The organism is Holdemania massiliensis (assembly GCF_022440805.1).
In the GTDB taxonomy this organism is placed as follows: domain Bacteria; phylum Bacillota_I; class Bacilli_A; order Erysipelotrichales; family Erysipelotrichaceae; genus Holdemania; species Holdemania massiliensis_A.
The window spans coordinates 831,981-849,694 of record NZ_JAKNTK010000001.1; the positions used below are offsets into that span (position 1 = coordinate 831,981).

A 17,714-nucleotide genomic window follows, 5' to 3' on the forward strand; every position below is an offset into this window, starting at 1 on the left:
CGTAAGCGGAGCTTTAAACTAGCCAGATATTAAAAAACGAAGACTGAATTCCTGTCATCGCAGGATTGAGCTTCGTTTTATTTTTGTTAAAAAGTCTATTCCCTTGCTTCACCTTTCAGCTGCTGCAGGATCTCCTTGCGCAGGGCTTTGATATTCAGCGGCTTGGCCAGATGCCCGTTCATACCAGCTTCTTTGGCTAAGGCAATATCTTCGGCAAAGGCATCGGCAGTCAGCGCCAGAATCGGGATTTGCTGGGCATCCCGGCGCGGCAGGCGGCGGATCTGGCGGGCCGCCTCATAACCGTTGAGGATCGGCATCTGAACGTCCATCAGAATCAAGTCATACCAATGATAAGGTGCGTGTTCCATTTTCCAGACCCCCTCCTGACCATTCTCAGCCGTTTCCACACAGGCGCCTTCTTGTTCCAAAAGTTCAACCGCGATTTCACGATTTAACGCATTGTCTTCGACTAACAGAAACCGTCTTCCCGCAAAGATTTCCGCTGGCTGATCCGGTGGAGCAGGAACGTCGGTTCTTCCCATGACATAGGTTTGCAGCGCCCGGCAAAGCGTCGAGGCAAACAACGGCTTGGAAATAAAGCCGTCAATTCCTGCTTGCCGGGCTTCCAGTTCGATATCGCCCCAATCATAGGCGGAAACAATTAAAATTGGGACAGTGCCGGAAATCTGATGGCGGAGCTGCCGCGCGGTTTCCGGACCATCCATGTCCGGCATTTTCCAATCGAGAAAAACGGCGTCAAACTGCTTGTCCTGCGCCTTGATTAGCGCTGCCTGCCGCAGGGCTTCCTGTCCGCTCTCAGCCAAGGTCACCTGCACGCCTAACTGCTGCAGAGCGGTTGTCATCGTTTCACTCATGATGAGATCGTCATCGACAACCAGTACATGCAGGTCAGGAAAATGAGTTGTCAGTTCATCTGTTTTCTGCTGAATGCGCAATGGCAGCGTGACAGTAAAGGTGCTCCCCTGTCCGACCTGACTTTCCACTTCAATTTTTCCATGCATCAGATCGACGAGCCGGTGCGTGATCGCCATGCCTAATCCGCTGCCTTCGGTTTTGTCGACCCGACTGTCCATCTGACGGGAAAAAGGTTCGAAAAGCTGGCTTAGAAACTCCGGCTGAATCCCGATTCCGCTGTCCTGTACGATGAATCGGAACTCAGCATATCCGCCGCTGATTTCCGACTGTTCTTCCAGCGTAAACGTGATCGAACCTTCGGGTGGGGTAAACTTGGAAGCGTTGGATAAGATGTTGATCAGAATCTGGCGCAGCCGCAGCGGATCCGACCACAGCTGTTCATGCCGCACATGGCGCAGATGAATCGCAAATTTCTGGTGTTTGGCCTTGAGCATTGGCTGCATGATCGCCACGATATTTTCCAGCGTTTCCGGCAGTGTGAGCGGCTCATTGTTCAGCGTCATCCGGCCACTTTCGATGCGGCTCATATCGAGGACGTCGTTGATCAGTCCCAGCAAATGTTCACTGGACAGAGCGATTTTGCGCAGACAGCTGCGAAGCTTGTCCGGATCGTCCAGATGCAGCAGGGCCAGATCCGTCATCCCCATAATGGCGTTCATCGGCGTGCGGATATCATGCGACATGCTGGAAAGAAAATCAGATTTGGCACGGCTGGCTTTACGGGCAGTTTCCAGGGCCGCTTTCAGTTCCACCGCCTGATGTTCCAGCTTGGTCTGCATCTGCCGCAGTTCTGTTTCATTGGTGACATCGAGATAGATGACCAGATAAACCGGCAGGCCATCTTTCACACCGATCTGTTCAGCGTTAATCTGCAGCCATGCATCGGCGCCGCTCTGTCCCCGCATCTGAGCTGTAAAATGAACCGGCAGGCCGGTGTTGAGCCGCTCCCGGTTGGCCTCCAGCTGCTCGGCGCTGCGGGCAACATTTTCAACAAACAGCGGATAATCCTCATTTTTCCAACTGTCTTCACCAAAAAAATCAAGAAACTTCCGATTCGCGTCCAGAAGCTTCAGCTGCAGATCGGGACCAATCTGATATTTGGCAACAAAGCCAGGCAAATTATCATACGTAACGGATTGTTCCATCCGCATCTGCATCACCTCGTCAATGTTGTTCATGACAGTATAAGCGACCTGAACACCGTCGAGCTGTTCATCGACAAAGGTAGCGGCCAGCTGAACCCAAATATAGCTGCCGTCCTTGCGGCGCATCCGGGTGACCGTGGTGTAGCCGGGCTGCCCCGCTGAGATTGCCCCGATGACAATCTGCTGAATCGCATGCCAATCCTCCAGGTTCTGCGCATAATACAGATCCGGACGATTGTGATACAGTGCTTCATATTCCGCCTGCGGGTAACCGATCAGATCATAATAAAAATCATTAGCCCAGATCAATGTGAAATGTTCGTCCAGAAGATGCTTGCTGACGCTGACGTGAAGCATGCTCATCAAAAGCGTATAATCCTGATTCTGACGCGGTACAGCCTGCGGATTGATGGCGTTCATGGTAATTTCCTCCCTGATATCCAGCTGAAGACAAAACTGAAAATCCTGATGAGTCAACAGAAAAGAGGTAGGACAGACACTTTATCTTTATCTATTAGGCTATCAGATTATCTGGCTTTATTGTACCCCTGCAAGGCAAGGTTGGCAAGTGTCATTTCCATCCGAATCGGCGCATGATATAATATAAAATAAAGAAATAAACAGCGGAGGAGGCGTATAAAATGCAGTCGGCAACGACATTGTACGATTATCTTTATCAATCAATCTTAACGCAGATCCGCTGCGGGGCTCTGCGCTGCGGGGATCAGCTGCCTTCCCAAACGGAGCTATGCCGTCAGTACAATGTCGGCATCACTACCGTTCGCCGGGTTTACCGCATGCTTCAGGCAGAGGGCATTGTTTCCTCCGGCGCCCGAACGAAGGCCGTCATTCAATGTGATCTGCCGCAGGAGAAAAGCGCGGGTCTGGCAGTAATGCGCAAAGCTGTCATTTTAGATATGTTCTGCAGTCTGGCGCCTTTGTATCCTGGACTTCAGGCTTGGGGAGCAATGCAGGTGAAAGATCTGAACGCACTGCGTCAGCTTTTGGAACAATTTGCGAAATCCGAGGAACAGCGCGGGCAGCTGCATGCCTATTCCCAACTGTTGGATTCGCTGTTCCTCCCGATGCACAACCAGGTTCTGATGGATTGGGCTCAGGAGGTCAGTCATTCCACCTATATTCCGCTGTATGCCACACTGCAGCTGGATGCCCGCTATGCCTTGCCTTTTGAACAGTTTCAAGCTCTGATCCAAGCGCTGTTCAAAGCGATGGAAGTCGGACAGTGTTCGCAATGTGAGGATGTTCTGCGGCAGATTTATTATAAAGGCTGGACTCGGGCGGAGAAAATTCTGAAGGCTTTGACCGAGGATTGCACAGAAGTAAAAGCTCCGGCTGACTATACCTGAGCTGCGCTGAACAGCCGCACCCCGAAGTATACGGCGATTGCGCGGTCTTTGTCCGATCGTATCCGCAGTCAGGAGTTTGCCTTTCAGCCCTACATTCCCTCTATTCCGCAGTTGATGCAGGAATATGATGCGTCATTGGCGACAATTCGCAGTGCGGTTGCGCTGCTTAATGACATCGGACTGATCCAAACGGCACCGAAGAAAGGTTCAATCATTCTGCGCAGGCAAACCCAGCCGCAGACGATGAAACTGGAAATCGCACTGGTCAGGGAAAACATCGTCTATTTTCTGGATGCGCTGCAGCTGCTGGCATTGTGCTGGTCACCGTTGGCTAAAACGGTTTATCCCTCTCTGTCAAAGGCTGAATGCGAACAATATGCGCAGCGTTTAACGGACTTGGGACTGACCTCGGATTCCTTGTTAAGCGAACTGCTTTGGCAGCTGGGGGAAAAGGTTGTCTATCCAGGTCAGCGAAGTCTTCTGGAACAGCTGAAAAATCTTCTGATCTGGGGGTATTATCTCAAGCGTCTGCCGCCGGATGCAGATTATCCGGATTTGACGCAGCCGGAACGGATTGCGGCGATTTTGAATCAGCTTATTCAGGCTCTGAATAGGCAGCAGACAGACCTTTTCATTGAACTGTCGCAGGTGTTATTCTTTCAGGCCTACGCCCTAGCTCGTTCTCTGGTTTTGCACTGCGGCGCTCAGGAAAGCGAACTGCCCGCAGCTTTCCCGGCGAGTGCTTTAGCTGATCTGAACTGTCAGAGCAAAGAGTGAATTGAAAGGGTAACCGCTGTTTCGGTATTTATCTTAATTAAGCGATTGGAAAAACAAGCTGCAGCAATGAAAAGCGGAAGTTCAATCGTGGTCAGATTTTGTCGGAATTCATTCTAGTTTATGATATGCTTAACGTGACAAGGCTTAAAGCAAAAATAAATCAGGCATGCGGCCTGATGAATCAAGCAAAGAAAGGGAATTGTGAGATGAAGAAAAGAACAAGATTCGGGTTGATTGGATTGGCTTGCTTACTCCTTGGCGGCTGTGCGAAACAGGAATCTGCCCAGGAAATCATGACTCAGGTAGAAGCCCGGTCTGCCCAAAATGAGACCGTTCAGACGATTGAACTGGATGGTAAAATGAGTATGGCGGCCCAGGGCATGACTTTGGATTTTCCGCTATCAGGTGTAATTCAGGCCCAGCCGTTAAGCACTGTGGGCGAACCTGCGATTTATTTTGAGATGGGGACAACCTTTTTGGGACAGGCAATGACGTTCAGCTTTTTTGTTCAGGATCAGACGTTCTATTCTGATATGATGGGGGAAAGAAGTATCGAACCGTTTGTTTCATCCGATTCAGAGAATGACGAAACCCAGTCCATCGCATCGATGTTTCAAAAATTCTCAGTGGAGAAAACAAGTGAAGGTTACCGGCTGAGCTATCAAGCCAATTCTTTTTCGGAACTTCAGGTTATGCTGGAAAGTCTGATTGAAGAAACCGGGAATGAAGAAGCGCTGAACAATCTGCGGGAGCAATGGCAGGGTATGGATGATTCGGTCACTTTGGAGGCCTGTACGCTGAGTTATGATATCAGCAAAGAGTACCAGATGACCCGCGGTGAACTGAATCTGGCAATTTCCACCATTGAAGAGGAGATACCTACGCGGATCAGCTTCACCTTGACACTGCTGATTAGTACCGATAAGCCAATGACACGCCCGGATCTTTCCGGCTGGCAGCTGTAAGCCGCGGATTTCCTTCTTGAGATAGGAAAGGCTTTAAAAGGAGGGTTCAGGAGTGCGGAAAAAAATCGAAATCGGCATGATGATTTTTGTTATTCTCTACGGCGCCGGCTTTTGGACATGGAAGAGCTTCCGTCATCAGCCCTATTCCTTTACACCTGTTTCCATGACCACGGAAGCGCTGAACGATCAATATCAGGTGGATATCACGCTGATTAACGAACTGTTCCGCGATCAGCTCAACCGTGAAATTTCCCCTGCGCAGGCAGAAGTGCAGTTTCATGGTGAGTGTTTTATAATTAACTATGCCCGCAGCTTTACCGCGGATCCCCAATCGATCGGTCTTCGCTATCTCGGACAGGCAGATTCTCCGGACGGACGTTTCCTTCGTTTGGAATTGTATGTCAGTGAAAAAGATCTGAGCGAGGTGATGCCGCTGCAAAAATATCGTGTGTGGCTGGGCGTAGAACGTCAGCTTGGCTGGCTGGGTACAACTGCGGCGATCCTGGAATATCACAACGTCGGTGTTTCGCTGAAAGGTCAGTTTCTGTTTAAGCATAACGATTTATTCTACTTGGGCGAACTGGTCTATCGCGAGCCGGGAATGAGCGGTGAGACCGCCATGGATCAGCCAGCGTGGGAAAGGGTCATGAATCAGCTGTTTCCATTTTTAAACGATTAACGTATGTCACTTTGATATGGGATGCAGGTCCATTCAGCTGCGGCGCTGCTGCCAAGCAGACTGCAGTTTGATGCGGGGGCTCTAAAAAAGCCAAGCTGTAAAGAAGTCAGAAAAATAAACATGAAAAAGGATTGTCATTCGCAAAGCCGAAGGCAATCCTTTTATCTTTTTCAATTTAGTTTAAGAAAGAGAAGTGATTTCAGACAGGAAGTCGAGCGTCAGTTTACAATCCGCATTTCAGCTGAGCATTGCAGTTGGTGCAGGTATTGCATCCGCCGATTTCCTCTACGATGCCTTCCAGACAGATCGGGCAGATATCGCCGACTTCTACGCCGATGTTGCGGTCCTGACGATCCGCACGCAGGTCGGTTTTCTTTTCCGCTTCCTGCGTCTTTTTGACCGGAACCCCGAAATCACGTTCAATATCCATCTGATCCCAGCTATTTTCTTCCTCGTTGCTTAAGGTCAGCACTTGGGAATCACGGGAACCATCGACATAAACCGTGCCGCCTTTGGCACCGCCGGCATACAGCCGCTCATAAATACCCTGCACCTGGCGGACAGAGAACCCACGCGGAGCATTGACAGTCTTGGAGATCGAAGAATCAATCCAGCGCTGAATTGCACACTGTGTATCCGCATGTTCTTCCGGCGTCAGTTCCATCGCGCTGACAAAGAATTCCGGCAGCGTGTCGCGGGTATAGCCCGGATTCAGCGCCAGCCACTGATCGACGATCGCGGCGTTGACTTCAATGAATTTGCCCAGCCGTCCAGAGCGGAAATAAGAGAAGCTGAAATACGGTTCCAGTCCGGTCGAAACTCCGACCATCGTACCAGTTGAGCCGGTTGGGGCAATCGTCAGCAGGTGGGAGTTGCGGATTCCATATTTCAGGATATCCTGCCGGAGATCTTCATCCATCTGTTTCATATAGCCAGTATTGATGAATGCCTCGCCGCTGGTAAAGAACGGGAAGCTGCCTTTTTCCTTCGCCAGTTCAACTGAAGTTTGATAGGCTGCGCGGGCGATGCAGTGGAACACCTGATCAATCGTTTCCAGCGCTGCGGCGGAGCCATAACGCTTGCGGTTCCAGATCAGCATGTCATGCAGTCCCATAACGCCCAAACCCACGCGCCGTTCACCCAATGCCTGATCTTCATTGGCTTTGAGGAAATACGGCGTGCTGTCGATGACGTTGTCCTGCATTCTGACAGTCAGGGAAACCGTTTCTGCCAGTTCCTCAAACAGGATGCGTCCGGTCTTTTTATCTACAAAGTTGGCCAGGTTGACCGCTGCCAGATTGCAGACAGAATACGGGGCCAGCGGCTGTTCTCCGCATGGATTGGTCGCGACAACTTTCTGTCCGTAGGCTTTGGCATTGGTCATTTTGTTGGCGTTGTCAATGAAGAAAATTCCTGGTTCTGCCGAATAGGTAGCACAGAAGCAGATCAGATCCCACAAATCGCGGGCGCGGATCGTGCGGTAGGTTTTGATTGGATAACCCAAAGCTTCCCACTCACGCACATCCCCGATCTTATGCCAATGCGTATCGTAGGCTTCCTTCTGCTGCGGCGTATAATTGGCAATGTCCGGGAAACGCAGATCGAAAGTGCCGTCCGTTTCCACCGCGTGCATAAATTCATCGGTCAGGGTGACGGAAATGTTGGCGCCGCTTAAGAATTCCGGATTGACGACTTCTAATCGTCCCCCTTCCAGCAAGGTCTGCTGGGCATAATCCATGACTTCTGCCGGGGTATTTTTATTGTCGATCAAGGTCTCCAGCATCTGCCGTTCCAATCGCGTCAGCGGAATAAATTTCAATTTGCGCTGTGCCAGTTCCCGAACCTGCTCGTCTTTGTTGTTCTCACTCAGCCATTTTAAAACGCGCGGATTCTGCATTTTAGAAATGATGAATTCAATGATATCCGGATGCCAGTCGGCCAACATAATCATCTGAGCTCCGCGCCGGGAACCGCCCTGTTCAACCAGATTGGTCAGGTTAGCGATATCGTTCAGCCAGCTGACAGCGCCGCTGCTGCGTCCGCCGACGCCCTTGGCCGGGGCATGCTTCGGACGCAAAGTCGAGCCGTTGGTGCCGACGCCGCCTCCGCGCGACATGATTTCCATGACTTCCTTGCGGTGTTCCGCAATACCGCCGCGGGAATCCGCAACAAACGGCATAACGAAGCAGTTGAAATAGGTGACCTGAGTTCCGCTGCCGGCTCCGAATAAAACGCGGCCGGCCGGAATGACATTTAACTTCTTTAATTGATCGGTAAACAAATCGGCATATTTCTGCCGCTGAGCATCGTTGTTTTCCGGTTCTGCCAGCGCTTTGCCGACACGCCGGGCAATCTGTTCATAGTAGATTTCCATCGGCTTGTCGATTTCGGCAAACGGCCGGCGGATTAAACCGGTGATCGACTCCTGCTCGTCTTCCAGCGTACCGCGGAATTCCTCTTCGATTTCAATCGTGACGCTTTCGTTTTCCCAATCGATCGTCTTGACAGCACCGACACCCCGGGCTGGATACTTCGGGTCCTCTTTAATGACAGCCAGGACGATATCCCCCACGCCCAACGTCTTTAATTCCCGATCCTTTTGGGCATAACGGTCAAGCATGACCAGCCGCGATACACCGGAATGAATTGTATGATCCTCCGGTTGGATTTCAGTTAAATACGGGAAAAACTCCCGAATATCCTGATTGAGTTTAGCGATCGTTTCCTTACGATATCCCATAATAGCAATGCTTCCTTTCCTATACTTTTACATGGCCGAATCCGCAGTGGAATTCGTGGATGAACTGGATTTTGATTCGACGGCAGCCTGAATCTGCAAAGCAAAGAAATAATCACTGAGCCGATTCAGATAAATGCCCAGCTGCGGATTGGTTTTGCGGCTGTTCTGCAGTCCCCACCAATGCCGTTCAGCCCGCCGGCTGACGGCTCTTAAACGGTTTAACAAGGCGCTGGAGGGACAGGTGAGCGGATAATGAAACTGAAACTCACTCCGATCCTTCAGAATTTCTTGAATCTCAAGCTCAAGCCGTTCCCTTCGTTGGCCGAACTGGCCTTCTCCATACCCTGCCAGTTCAGCGCAGCCAGCGCTGAGATCTTGAACAAGAGCTTCCATGACCAGCCGATAGGCAGGCGTCAGACTGGCGAAAACAAGACATTCGGCGCTCAGTTCATCCAGATCGCCCAACACTTCCAATAACGGATCGGCTTTGGAAATCCGTCCGCTTTGAATTTCGGTTGTTCCCTGATCTCCCGTTTTGGTTGTTACGATCATGACATCACCTCGCTTTTTCCTGCTTTCTGCAAGCCATTGCTTCCATTATAAAATGTTTTTGCCTAGATGTCATAAAGAAAGTGCTTTGGAAACAATTTACATTTTTATGATAAAAATGCGAAGGTAATGTTACCGCCTTTATTTTTGTTTTCAAACAGCTCAGAATTGAGAAAACAGAGTGCTGATTCAAGATCGGGCATAAGTTCTCAGGTCAGCGGATAAACTGAAATGAAGCTTGTTGAAGCAGCCAGCGGCAAATCCTAAAATTGGAACAGACAGCTCCGGAGTAGTGGTTACGGCTCGGGGCAATACTATCACTGAACTTGGACTGGGAAGTTCAACGGTTTGGAAGGAGGAATCGCGAGGATGAAAACCAATTTTGATCCTCAGGCCCAAAAGGCGCTGCAGGCAGCCCGCACGGTAGCCCGGCAGATGAAAAATACCTTTATCGGGACGGAACATTTGTTGATCGGTATTCTGCAGACAGAAAATTCGGCATTGAAAAAACTGCTGAATGATCGCGGAATTACCGCGGAACAGTTAAAAGAAGATATTCAGGTGCTGTTCGGATTTAATGAGGAGGAAACACGGCAGACGGAATACACGCAGACCGTCGAAGAAATCCTGGAGAAATGTTTGATTGAAGCGGCGCGGTCTACACCGCATGTGATCACGCTGAAAATGTTGACGCGGACATTGTTGGAAACCCCGAATAATGTGGCTTCCGAACTGCTGCGCCGGTATGATATTGATATTGCCCAGTTAATCAGCGAACTGAATCAGCAGGATATTGAAAGTCTGAACTCGATTCGGGAGCTGCGCAATCTGAATCAGTGGATGACAAACCGGCCTTCCAATATCGTTGAACGCCAGGAACAGATGAAAGCCGTAATTCGAATTTTATGCCGCAAGGAAAAAGCGAATCCGCTGTTGTTAGGCGATCCGGGCGTAGGCAAGACGGCGCTTGTTGAACAGCTGGCGAAAAGTATTCAGGAAGGGGAAGTCCCAGACTGTCTGCGTAACAGCGTGATCTTTGAACTCAGCGTCAATGGATTAGTCGCCGGGACGAAATACCGTGGTGAGTTTGAAGAAAAGATTCAGAAAATACTGGATGCCCTGAAGCAGTTTCCCCAGGTCATTCTTTTTATTGATGAAATTCATCAGATCATCGGCGCTGGTAAAGCAGAAGGCTCGATCGATGTTGCGGGAGTGCTGAAACCGGTGCTGGCACGCGGTGAAATCCGCTGCATTGGGGCAACAACGTATGACGAATACCTTAAGTTTATTGAAAAAGACCGGGCCTTGCAGCGGCGTTTCCAGCCGGTGATGATTGAAGAGCCGGATCTTGATTCTGCCAGGCGGATGATTCAAGCCAAAATTCCCGAATACGAACAGCATCATCAGATTCAGTTTCCAATGGATCTGGTGGAACCGCTGATGGAAAGCACGCAGTATTTCATGCCCTCGCGCAAACTGCCGGACAAAGCGCTGGACGTCATTGATCTGGCTTGTGCCAGCGCACGGATGGATCATCGCGATCAGGTCAGCCGTCAGGATATCGATCAGATTCTGCAGCAGCTGACTGATGTGCCGCTGCAGGATCGAAATCGCAAAGATCGGGTGATGCAGCGGCTGCGCAAGGAATTGATCGGTCAACAGACGATGCTGACGCAGATTGATCAGCAGCTGCAATGGATGGAGCTGGGCGTTGTTGAAGACAAACCGTTAGGCGTATGGTTACTTTGCGGCAAACAGTTTTCCTTAAAGCAGCGATTGGCGAAAGTGCTGGCGCAGCTGTATTTTGGCCAGGATGATCGGCGGATTGAAGTGGATATGATGGATTATCAGGATAGTCAGGCGGGATATCGGTTTGTCCACGGAACCGATCAGCAGTATTCCTTGTGGCTGGAAAAGCTGCGGCGTTCCCCTTATTCGCTGTTATTGATCCGAAACTTGGATGCGGCACGGGCAGAATGCGAGGCGATTCTGCGCAAAGGCATCGAGCAGGGAATGATTGAAGAAGAAGCTGGTCGCAAGGTGGATCTGCGGCATTGTCTGATTCTGCTGGACACCCAGCAGAGCCGCAGTTTGTCTGGATTAGGCTTTCAGGCATCCGCGGTTCAAAGTGATGGCGAAGGATGGGAAACGCTGGCTGATGCGGTTCTTGATTTTAAGACGCTGGGCAGCGCGGAAATGGAAACTTTGGCACGTCGGCGTTATCAGGAAATTACCCGCAAAATGCCGCAGCTGGCGCTGGAGCTGGGAGAAGATACGCCTTTTGATGTGGAAGGGGAAGATCCGGAAAAGATCGATCGGCAGATCCGTTCCTATTTAACGCGGCATTTTAAAAAATCGGCCGGCTGAATGAGGTAAAAACAGGCCGGGATCTGGGAAAAACGGCTGTGTTGGTTGCCTGGCTTTGCAGGGTGTGATAAAATAAACACTACTAAAAGGCGAAAAAGAGGGAAAAGGATGGAATATTCAGCGTTGATCGTGGCTGCCGGACAAGGCCGCCGGATGAATCTTGGCTACAACAAGGTGTTTTACACCTTTGCGGACGGCAAAAATGTATTGGAAAAAACAATGAGTATCTTTGAGGCAGACCCACGCTGCCGTCAGATTGTCATCGTCACGCAGCGGGAGGATTATGTTCGCTGCATGCGCAATCGAACACAGCGGGGAAATGTGGTATTTGTGGAAGGCGGAGCAACTCGGCAGGAGAGTGTATTCAACGGCCTGATGGCGGTGAGCGAGGATTATGTGCTGATCCATGACGGAGCCCGGCCGTTTCTTGAACAGGCCTGTCTGGACCGACTTTGTCAATGTTTAAGCGAGCATGATGCCTGTCTTCTGACCGTGCCGTGCAAGGATACGATCAAGGTCATTGAAGAGGGAAGAATTAAGGAAACACCTAACCGCAGCCAGCTGGTTCAGGCGCAGACGCCGCAGGCATTTAAAACATCGCTGATTCTGCGGGCATACCGCAAAGCGCGTCAGGAAAAGGTGCAGGCTACCGATGACGCCCAGGTTGTGGAACTGTTGACGGGCGAAGCGGTTTATGCCGTTTTGGGCTCTTATAAAAACATTAAGATTACAACGCAGGAAGATCTGCGCTGAAAGGACAGCCCCGGGGCTGTCCTTTTGTTGGTAAAGGTTAGAATTATTTTGTTTAATTCAGCGAAAATAAGTGGAGAATGTAAGTATTACTATTTTATTATTGTTACTATAAAGGGTGGGGAAAAGATTTTTATTAAAGCATAAGTAATGATTATCTATAAGTAATAATTGCTTATAGATAATTATTCATTATTGGACATATAGAACACAACCTCCTATAATGAAACTGTGAAAGCGCTTTCTAATCTTAAGATCATAGAGGAGGATTTCTATGCAGCAAGGAAAGAAACTTGTCCTTACTCTCTTCTTATTGGCTGCAATGCTTACAGGATGTACGTCGAATCCTGCAGCACAGCCAACAAAGTCTCCTGAACCCTCGGCATCCGATACGATTTCATTGAAAGTGGCTACCTGGAATGTAGATTCCAAGGCGCATCCGGATATCAATAAGATGTCGGAAATTATTCATGATTTAGGGATTGAAATCATGGGCTTCCAGGAAATTGATGTGAACAATGAACGGAATAACCGTGATATGGTCCAGGAATTTGTCAATGAGAATTATCCCTACGTCCATTTTGCCAAGGGCCGTGATTTTGCGAATGGGGGATTTGGCGTCGGGATTACCAGCGCACATGAACTGCTGGAGCTGTCGTCCATTCCGATTGAAAGCACAAGCTCAAAAGCGACCAAAACATTGGAGCGTGCTGTAATTGAGAAAGAGGGAAAACGGATTTCATTTTATGTCACGCATACGAGCTGGGAAAATATTGAATTGAGAAGGCGGCAAATTGCGCAGATTATCGAACGGGTCCAAATGGATCCGAACGAGTATAAAATCATGGTGGCAGACTGGAATGCAGAATTGGGCAAGACAGAGTATGCCATGTTTGAAGATGAATTCAATATTGCAAACGGCAAGGACGGAAACTGGCTAGATACCTTTAACGGCAGTGAAACCTTTGACCCGTTGGACAACATCATTACGACTAAGAACATTACGATTTCCAATGTTGATAAAGTTCGCACGGACATGGCGGATCATGATCTGCTGTATTGTGACTTGACTCTGCACGATCAAATTCAGGGGTCAGCCGGAATTGGAAATGTCGGCCTGGGGCAGGGGGTTAATGCCAGCAGCACAGCTAAGGATTCGGATCCGATGAGGCTCAATGATTGTGATATGGAAACGCTGTGGGAGTCAGAAACAGGCGGCGAACAGTCGGTGATCATCGAGATGGACCGTTTGTATCAAGGCAAGAGCTTAACTGTATTCTGGGGAGATTTGAAACCGGAATCAATTGAAATTCAAATGTCAGCAGACGGCGTGCTGTATGAAGATTCATCAAAGGGAGAACTGACTTCCGCTGAAACAGCACTTGATTTTAACGGCACATTCAAATATTTAAAGCTGACATTATTGGGAAATGCGGACAAATATCAGATTCGCGAACTTCAAATTTTTGCCGACCGCATTCCTTATACCGCGGATCATACTGAGAATGTTCTGATCCATGGAGATATGGAAGATTTGGAAGGCTGGCAGTTCAGAACAGACTTTACCAGCAAAGAAACAAATCCTGTAAAAAGTGAACTGAGCGGGGGCGCTGATACTGATGCTGCGGAAGGCAGTCAGGCTTATAAAATTACCCGAACTCATGCAGAGGGAATCGGCAAAGCTTCTTTAGTTCAGCACGCTGAAATCACGGCAAATAAAAAATATCAGCTGAGTTTTGAGCAGAAAACGGATACGCTGGGCAGTGCATCCTTTGGCTATGAGGTTATTCAATATGATGATCAAGGACAGGCCCTGGATTTGTACCATGTTGCATTGAATGACAATCTTAACTTATCTCAGACCTATCGGCGTAATGATTACAATTTTACAACCGCGCCGAACGCTGCCAGTGTAGATATTCTGTTTCATGTAACAGCTGGAGAAGGTTCATTGTGGCTGGATAATGTTTCTTTGAAACAAGTAGTTCCGACGGAAGCTATTCTTTTGACCGCAGACAAAACGCTTTTGACCGAAGGTGAAACGGGATTCGTTCGGGCTAATATCTTACCGAATAATTACACGGATCTCAAATATCATTGGATCAGTACAGATGATTCCGTTGTCACAGTAGATGATGAGGGAAAGATCAGTGCTAAAGGTATTGGACAGGCTTATGTTGGTTTACGGAATGACAGTGATTTGGCAGCTGAGTCGTTGATTTTGATAACTGTTCAATAATCTTAATCATAGTCAGAGGATTAAGCAGGCATTCATAACCTGCTTTTCTCTCATTTTGAATCGTGATAAGCATTAAAAATGAGTGAACTGCCTTGAAATAACTCAGGAATGTTCTATAATATAAAAGTAGGATCGCTTGCAACAGCGATACCCGTCATTCACTACCTCTTACGAGGGAAGTGGTGGACAGATAAACGCCGGTCATCTTTGGGAGACTGTACGGCGTTTTTTCTTTTTCGGTCTATAATTTTCAATCTGTATTCAAGAAGCATGATCGCTGTTTGGACGATCAAGATGAATTCAGAAAGAGAAATAGAGCTCAAAAGTTTTATGAATAGCTTCATAAAAAGCCCCTCCTTTCCTAAGCTCAGAAAAACAAGCTTGAAAAACAATGAATCAAACAATGATCCATCCGGACGGGCAGCCGCTGTAAACAAAAGACCCTACAGGTTTAATATTGCGGAAAATTGGAAAAAGCCCCGCCAAAAATTAAAAAAAGTAAGGTTACTGCAAAGATTTTCTGACCCCATGATGTAAATTAATGAAAAATAATAATTAGTTTATAAAAACATAGTATTTTTACATTTTAATTCTTAGAAAATAAATAAACAGCCTTGAAATAACTCAGGAATGTTCTATAATATAAAGGTAGGATCGCTTGTAACAGCGATACCCGTCATTCACTACCTCTTACGAGGGAAGTGGTGGACAGATAAACGCCGAGAATCTTTGGGAGAGTTGACGGCGTTTTTTCTTTTTCGGTCTATAATTTTCAGTCTGTATTCAAGAAACAGGATCGTTGTTTGGACGATCAGGATGAATTCAGAAAGAGAAATAGAGCTCAAAAGTTTTATGAATTGCTTCATAAAAAGCCCCTCCTTTCTTTAAGCTCAGAAAATCGAGCTTGAAAACAATGAATCAAACAATGATCCATCCGGACGGGCAGCCGCTGTAAACAAGAAATCCTACATTTCTAATATTGCGGAAAATTGGAAAAAGCCCCGCCGAAAATTGAAAAAAGTAAGGTTACAGCACAGGTTTTCTGTTCAAATTATGTAAATTTATGAAACAGTCGATTCTAAAAGGGGAAAACTTGAAATAACTCAAGAATGTTCTATAATATAAAAGTAGGATCGCTTGTAACAGCGATACCCGTCATTCACTCCCTCTTACGAGGGAAGTGGTGGACAGAACAACGCCGGTCATCTTTGCGAGACTGTACGGCGTTGTTCTTTTTTGGTCTATAATTTTCAGTCTGTATTCAAGAAACAGGATCGCTGTTTGGACGATCAAAATGAAATTATTGAGATCAGAATTGATAATTATTATAAAAAAAAGACGCTGTTTATCAGCGCCCAAATGGGGAACGATATAAATAATGTCGATTCAGCCTTTCCTTAAGATACGTTTTAAGGCATCAAGGTTAAGCAGATTGACTGTTTCAAAATGTCCTTTATAGAAGCAGGCCCAGTTATTGAACACACAAGGAAGGGATTTCGCTTTTTCAACAGAGTCAATGGGATTGAGCGATAGCGGAATGGAATTGGCCTCACATTCTTTCCTTATAGTTTCTATATATTGAGTAATAAACGGACATTGATAATCATAAAAAAGTGTTAATTCCTGATTTTCAATCTGCATAAGCTTCACATTTGCAGCGAACCGCGGCAAGGTTTTATCAAAAGACAAGGCTAATAGATCATAGCCATTCTCCGTTTGATCAACAATCTTAAAATTAAACTTCTTCACGAAGGATTGGTCAGAAAGCCAGGCTTTTTGTTTTTGAGAGCCAAGCATGCAGACACCGGATTTGCCCTGCCTTTCAGCGTCTGCCAAACAGGATTCCAGCAGTGCCTGCCCGATCCCCTGACCTTTATAAGATCCAGATACCCATAGACAGTACAAATAGAGATAATTATCACCAAGAATTGGAACCCAGGCCGTTTCCAATGGTGCATATTCGATGAAAACCGCTTCCTTCACATTCAGTTTTCGAAAAATATGACCTTCAGGAATACGGTCAGCCAGCCACTGACGTTTCGCTTCCACACCTGGATGCGGTTTTTTGCTGCGGATGATGCAGCTGAGATGTTCTGTTTCCAGATTATCCAAAGTTAAAGTTACAAAATCCATTTGCATATTCATTCCTCATTTTCTATTGATGCATAGATTCATTATACATGAAATGCATCAGAAAACTTGATCTGAACAAACTTTATGAATAAAGTGGCTGAGAAAGTTGATCGGGGAATTAAATTTACAGGATATCTGCCTTTTTTCGTTTTATAATGGAATGGACAGGAGGTTTGTTTATGCAAATACAGACAATTTTAGATCATCTCCAACGACATACGCCTTGGGTAGATTATCGCAAAACCCGGGATATCGTTCTGGTCGGCGAAACACACACGGAGATCACTCAGGCTGCGGTTTGCTGGGTTGCAACAAAAAAGGTGATTGAGGAATGTATTAAGCGGGATATTCATTTTATCATCTCTCATGAAAACTGCTTCTATCTGGAAACAACGGCTCCATACCGATCCATGAAAGAGCTTCGGGATGAAAAAATCAAACTTTGCCGTGATCATCAGATTACAATTTATCGCTGCCATGATGGTTGGGATCGCTTTCCTGAATATGGTGTTGCGGATTGCCTGGCCCAAATAACCGGAATTCCATTTAATCCTCGTCCAACCGAGTCCTTTTATCATTACGCCTGTCTTCAGCATAAAACTGTGTTGGAACTGGCTGAAAAATTAGCGGAGGCGTTAGCCCCGCATGGCTGCAGCGGCGTTGAAATCTTGGGAAATCCTGAACAGTCAGTGACTAAATTAGGCGTTGGGGTCGGGGCTGAAATGGATTCTCAGATCATGCGGATGGAAAATGTGGACTGCATGATTCTTTCGGATGACAGCTGCACCAACTGGATTGACCTGCAATGGTGTCTGGACGCTCAAATTCCTTGTATCCTCTGCCATCATTCCACAAATGAGATGGAAGGAATGCTCGGATTGGTAAAATATTTAAGTCAGATTTTTCCGGAATGCTCATTTTTCAAATTAGATGAAGGCTTTCAATTTACATTCGTTCCAGCAAGAAGAAAATAACAGGGGATAGGATTTAATTTTAGTGTTTGACCGTAAACGGCTAAATCATCACGGCCTTTTGGCTTTTTTAGCAAGACATCATGAATCGAGCTA

Annotated in this window: 13 protein-coding genes; 9 read left to right on the forward strand and 4 right to left on the reverse strand. The window is 47.5% G+C overall.

The annotated features are described in order from the left end of the window. Positions 1-95: 95 nt before the first annotated feature. Entirely contained in the window at positions 96-2,501 is a 2,406-nt protein-coding gene (locus MCG46_RS03790; protein WP_240277792.1) for a response regulator, read from the reverse strand. Between the two features lie 221 nt (positions 2,502-2,722). On the opposite strand from MCG46_RS03790, the gene MCG46_RS03795 reads away from it, so the two are divergent. The 4 genes from MCG46_RS03795 (at position 2,723) to MCG46_RS03810 (ending at position 5,869) form a co-directional block, all read left to right on the forward strand. After that, positions 2,723-3,448 (forward strand): GntR family transcriptional regulator, encoded by a 726-nt coding sequence (locus MCG46_RS03795; protein WP_240277794.1) that lies wholly within the window; start codon positions 2,723-2,725, stop codon positions 3,446-3,448. A 36-nt stretch (positions 3,449-3,484) separates the two neighbouring features. Further along, complete coding sequence (locus MCG46_RS03800) at positions 3,485-4,225, forward strand: GntR family transcriptional regulator (protein ID WP_345893095.1); 741 nt, start codon at positions 3,485-3,487, stop codon at positions 4,223-4,225. 206 nt (positions 4,226-4,431) lie between these two features. Further along, positions 4,432-5,190, forward strand: coding sequence for a hypothetical protein (locus tag MCG46_RS03805; RefSeq protein WP_240277797.1), 759 nt, complete (start codon positions 4,432-4,434; stop codon positions 5,188-5,190). A gap of 52 nt (positions 5,191-5,242) precedes the next feature. Then, positions 5,243-5,869 (forward strand): hypothetical protein, encoded by a 627-nt coding sequence (locus MCG46_RS03810; protein ID WP_240277798.1) that lies wholly within the window; start codon positions 5,243-5,245, stop codon positions 5,867-5,869. Positions 5,870-6,092: 223 nt separating this feature from the next. Here MCG46_RS03810 and MCG46_RS03815 read toward each other — a convergent pair whose 3' ends face one another. Together MCG46_RS03815 and MCG46_RS03820 are read right to left on the reverse strand one after the other, a co-directional pair. Beyond that, positions 6,093-8,609: a vitamin B12-dependent ribonucleotide reductase gene (locus tag MCG46_RS03815; RefSeq protein ID WP_240277799.1), complete on the reverse strand. Its 2,517-nt coding sequence runs from the start codon at positions 8,607-8,609 to the stop codon at positions 6,093-6,095. A 27-nt stretch (positions 8,610-8,636) separates the two neighbouring features. Then, positions 8,637-9,161: an ATP:cob(I)alamin adenosyltransferase gene (locus tag MCG46_RS03820; RefSeq protein WP_240277800.1), complete on the reverse strand. Its 525-nt coding sequence runs from the start codon at positions 9,159-9,161 to the stop codon at positions 8,637-8,639. A gap of 366 nt (positions 9,162-9,527) precedes the next feature. On the opposite strand from MCG46_RS03820, the gene MCG46_RS03825 reads away from it, so the two are divergent. The 4 genes from MCG46_RS03825 (at position 9,528) to MCG46_RS03840 (ending at position 15,051) form a co-directional block, all read left to right on the forward strand. Then, entirely contained in the window at positions 9,528-11,525 is a 1,998-nt protein-coding gene (locus tag MCG46_RS03825) for an AAA family ATPase (protein WP_240277801.1), read from the forward strand. A gap of 108 nt (positions 11,526-11,633) precedes the next feature. Next, positions 11,634-12,278: a 2-C-methyl-D-erythritol 4-phosphate cytidylyltransferase gene (gene ispD, locus MCG46_RS03830; RefSeq protein ID WP_020224880.1), complete on the forward strand. Its 645-nt coding sequence runs from the start codon at positions 11,634-11,636 to the stop codon at positions 12,276-12,278. Positions 12,279-12,549: 271 nt separating this feature from the next. Beyond that, positions 12,550-14,514, forward strand: coding sequence for an endonuclease/exonuclease/phosphatase family protein (locus MCG46_RS03835; protein ID WP_240277804.1), 1,965 nt, complete (start codon positions 12,550-12,552; stop codon positions 14,512-14,514). Positions 14,515-14,808: 294 nt separating this feature from the next. Continuing rightward, a complete protein-coding gene (locus MCG46_RS03840) occupies positions 14,809-15,051 on the forward strand; it encodes a hypothetical protein (protein ID WP_240277806.1) in 243 nt (80 codons plus the stop codon). 849 nt (positions 15,052-15,900) lie between these two features. On the opposite strand, the gene MCG46_RS03845 is transcribed toward MCG46_RS03840, so the two are convergent. Next, positions 15,901-16,653: a GNAT family N-acetyltransferase gene (locus tag MCG46_RS03845; protein WP_240277808.1), complete on the reverse strand. Its 753-nt coding sequence runs from the start codon at positions 16,651-16,653 to the stop codon at positions 15,901-15,903. 173 nt (positions 16,654-16,826) lie between these two features. On the opposite strand from MCG46_RS03845, the gene MCG46_RS03850 reads away from it, so the two are divergent. Continuing rightward, a complete protein-coding gene (locus MCG46_RS03850) occupies positions 16,827-17,621 on the forward strand; it encodes a Nif3-like dinuclear metal center hexameric protein (protein ID WP_240277810.1) in 795 nt (264 codons plus the stop codon). Positions 17,622-17,714: the final 93 nt, after the last annotated feature.

What these genes read in the sequence shown, in the direction of transcription:
- MCG46_RS03790 (WP_240277792.1), bottom strand. Translation starts at nt 2,501, where the DNA reads ATGAACGCCATCAATCCGCAGGCTGTACCGCGTCAGAATCAGGATTAT.
- MCG46_RS03795 (WP_240277794.1), top strand. Translation starts at nt 2,723, where the DNA reads ATGCAGTCGGCAACGACATTGTACGATTATCTTTATCAATCAATCTTA.
- MCG46_RS03805 (WP_240277797.1), top strand. Translation starts at nt 4,432, where the DNA reads ATGAAGAAAAGAACAAGATTCGGGTTGATTGGATTGGCTTGCTTACTC.
- MCG46_RS03815 (WP_240277799.1), bottom strand. Translation starts at nt 8,609, where the DNA reads ATGGGATATCGTAAGGAAACGATCGCTAAACTCAATCAGGATATTCGG.
- MCG46_RS03820 (WP_240277800.1), bottom strand. Translation starts at nt 9,161, where the DNA reads ATGATCGTAACAACCAAAACGGGAGATCAGGGAACAACCGAAATTCAA.
- MCG46_RS03825 (WP_240277801.1), top strand. Translation starts at nt 9,528, where the DNA reads ATGAAAACCAATTTTGATCCTCAGGCCCAAAAGGCGCTGCAGGCAGCC.
- ispD (WP_020224880.1), top strand. Translation starts at nt 11,634, where the DNA reads ATGGAATATTCAGCGTTGATCGTGGCTGCCGGACAAGGCCGCCGGATG.
- MCG46_RS03835 (WP_240277804.1), top strand. Translation starts at nt 12,550, where the DNA reads ATGCAGCAAGGAAAGAAACTTGTCCTTACTCTCTTCTTATTGGCTGCA.
- MCG46_RS03840 (WP_240277806.1), top strand. Translation starts at nt 14,809, where the DNA reads ATGAATTCAGAAAGAGAAATAGAGCTCAAAAGTTTTATGAATAGCTTC.
- MCG46_RS03845 (WP_240277808.1), bottom strand. Translation starts at nt 16,653, where the DNA reads ATGCAAATGGATTTTGTAACTTTAACTTTGGATAATCTGGAAACAGAA.
- MCG46_RS03850 (WP_240277810.1), top strand. Translation starts at nt 16,827, where the DNA reads ATGCAAATACAGACAATTTTAGATCATCTCCAACGACATACGCCTTGG.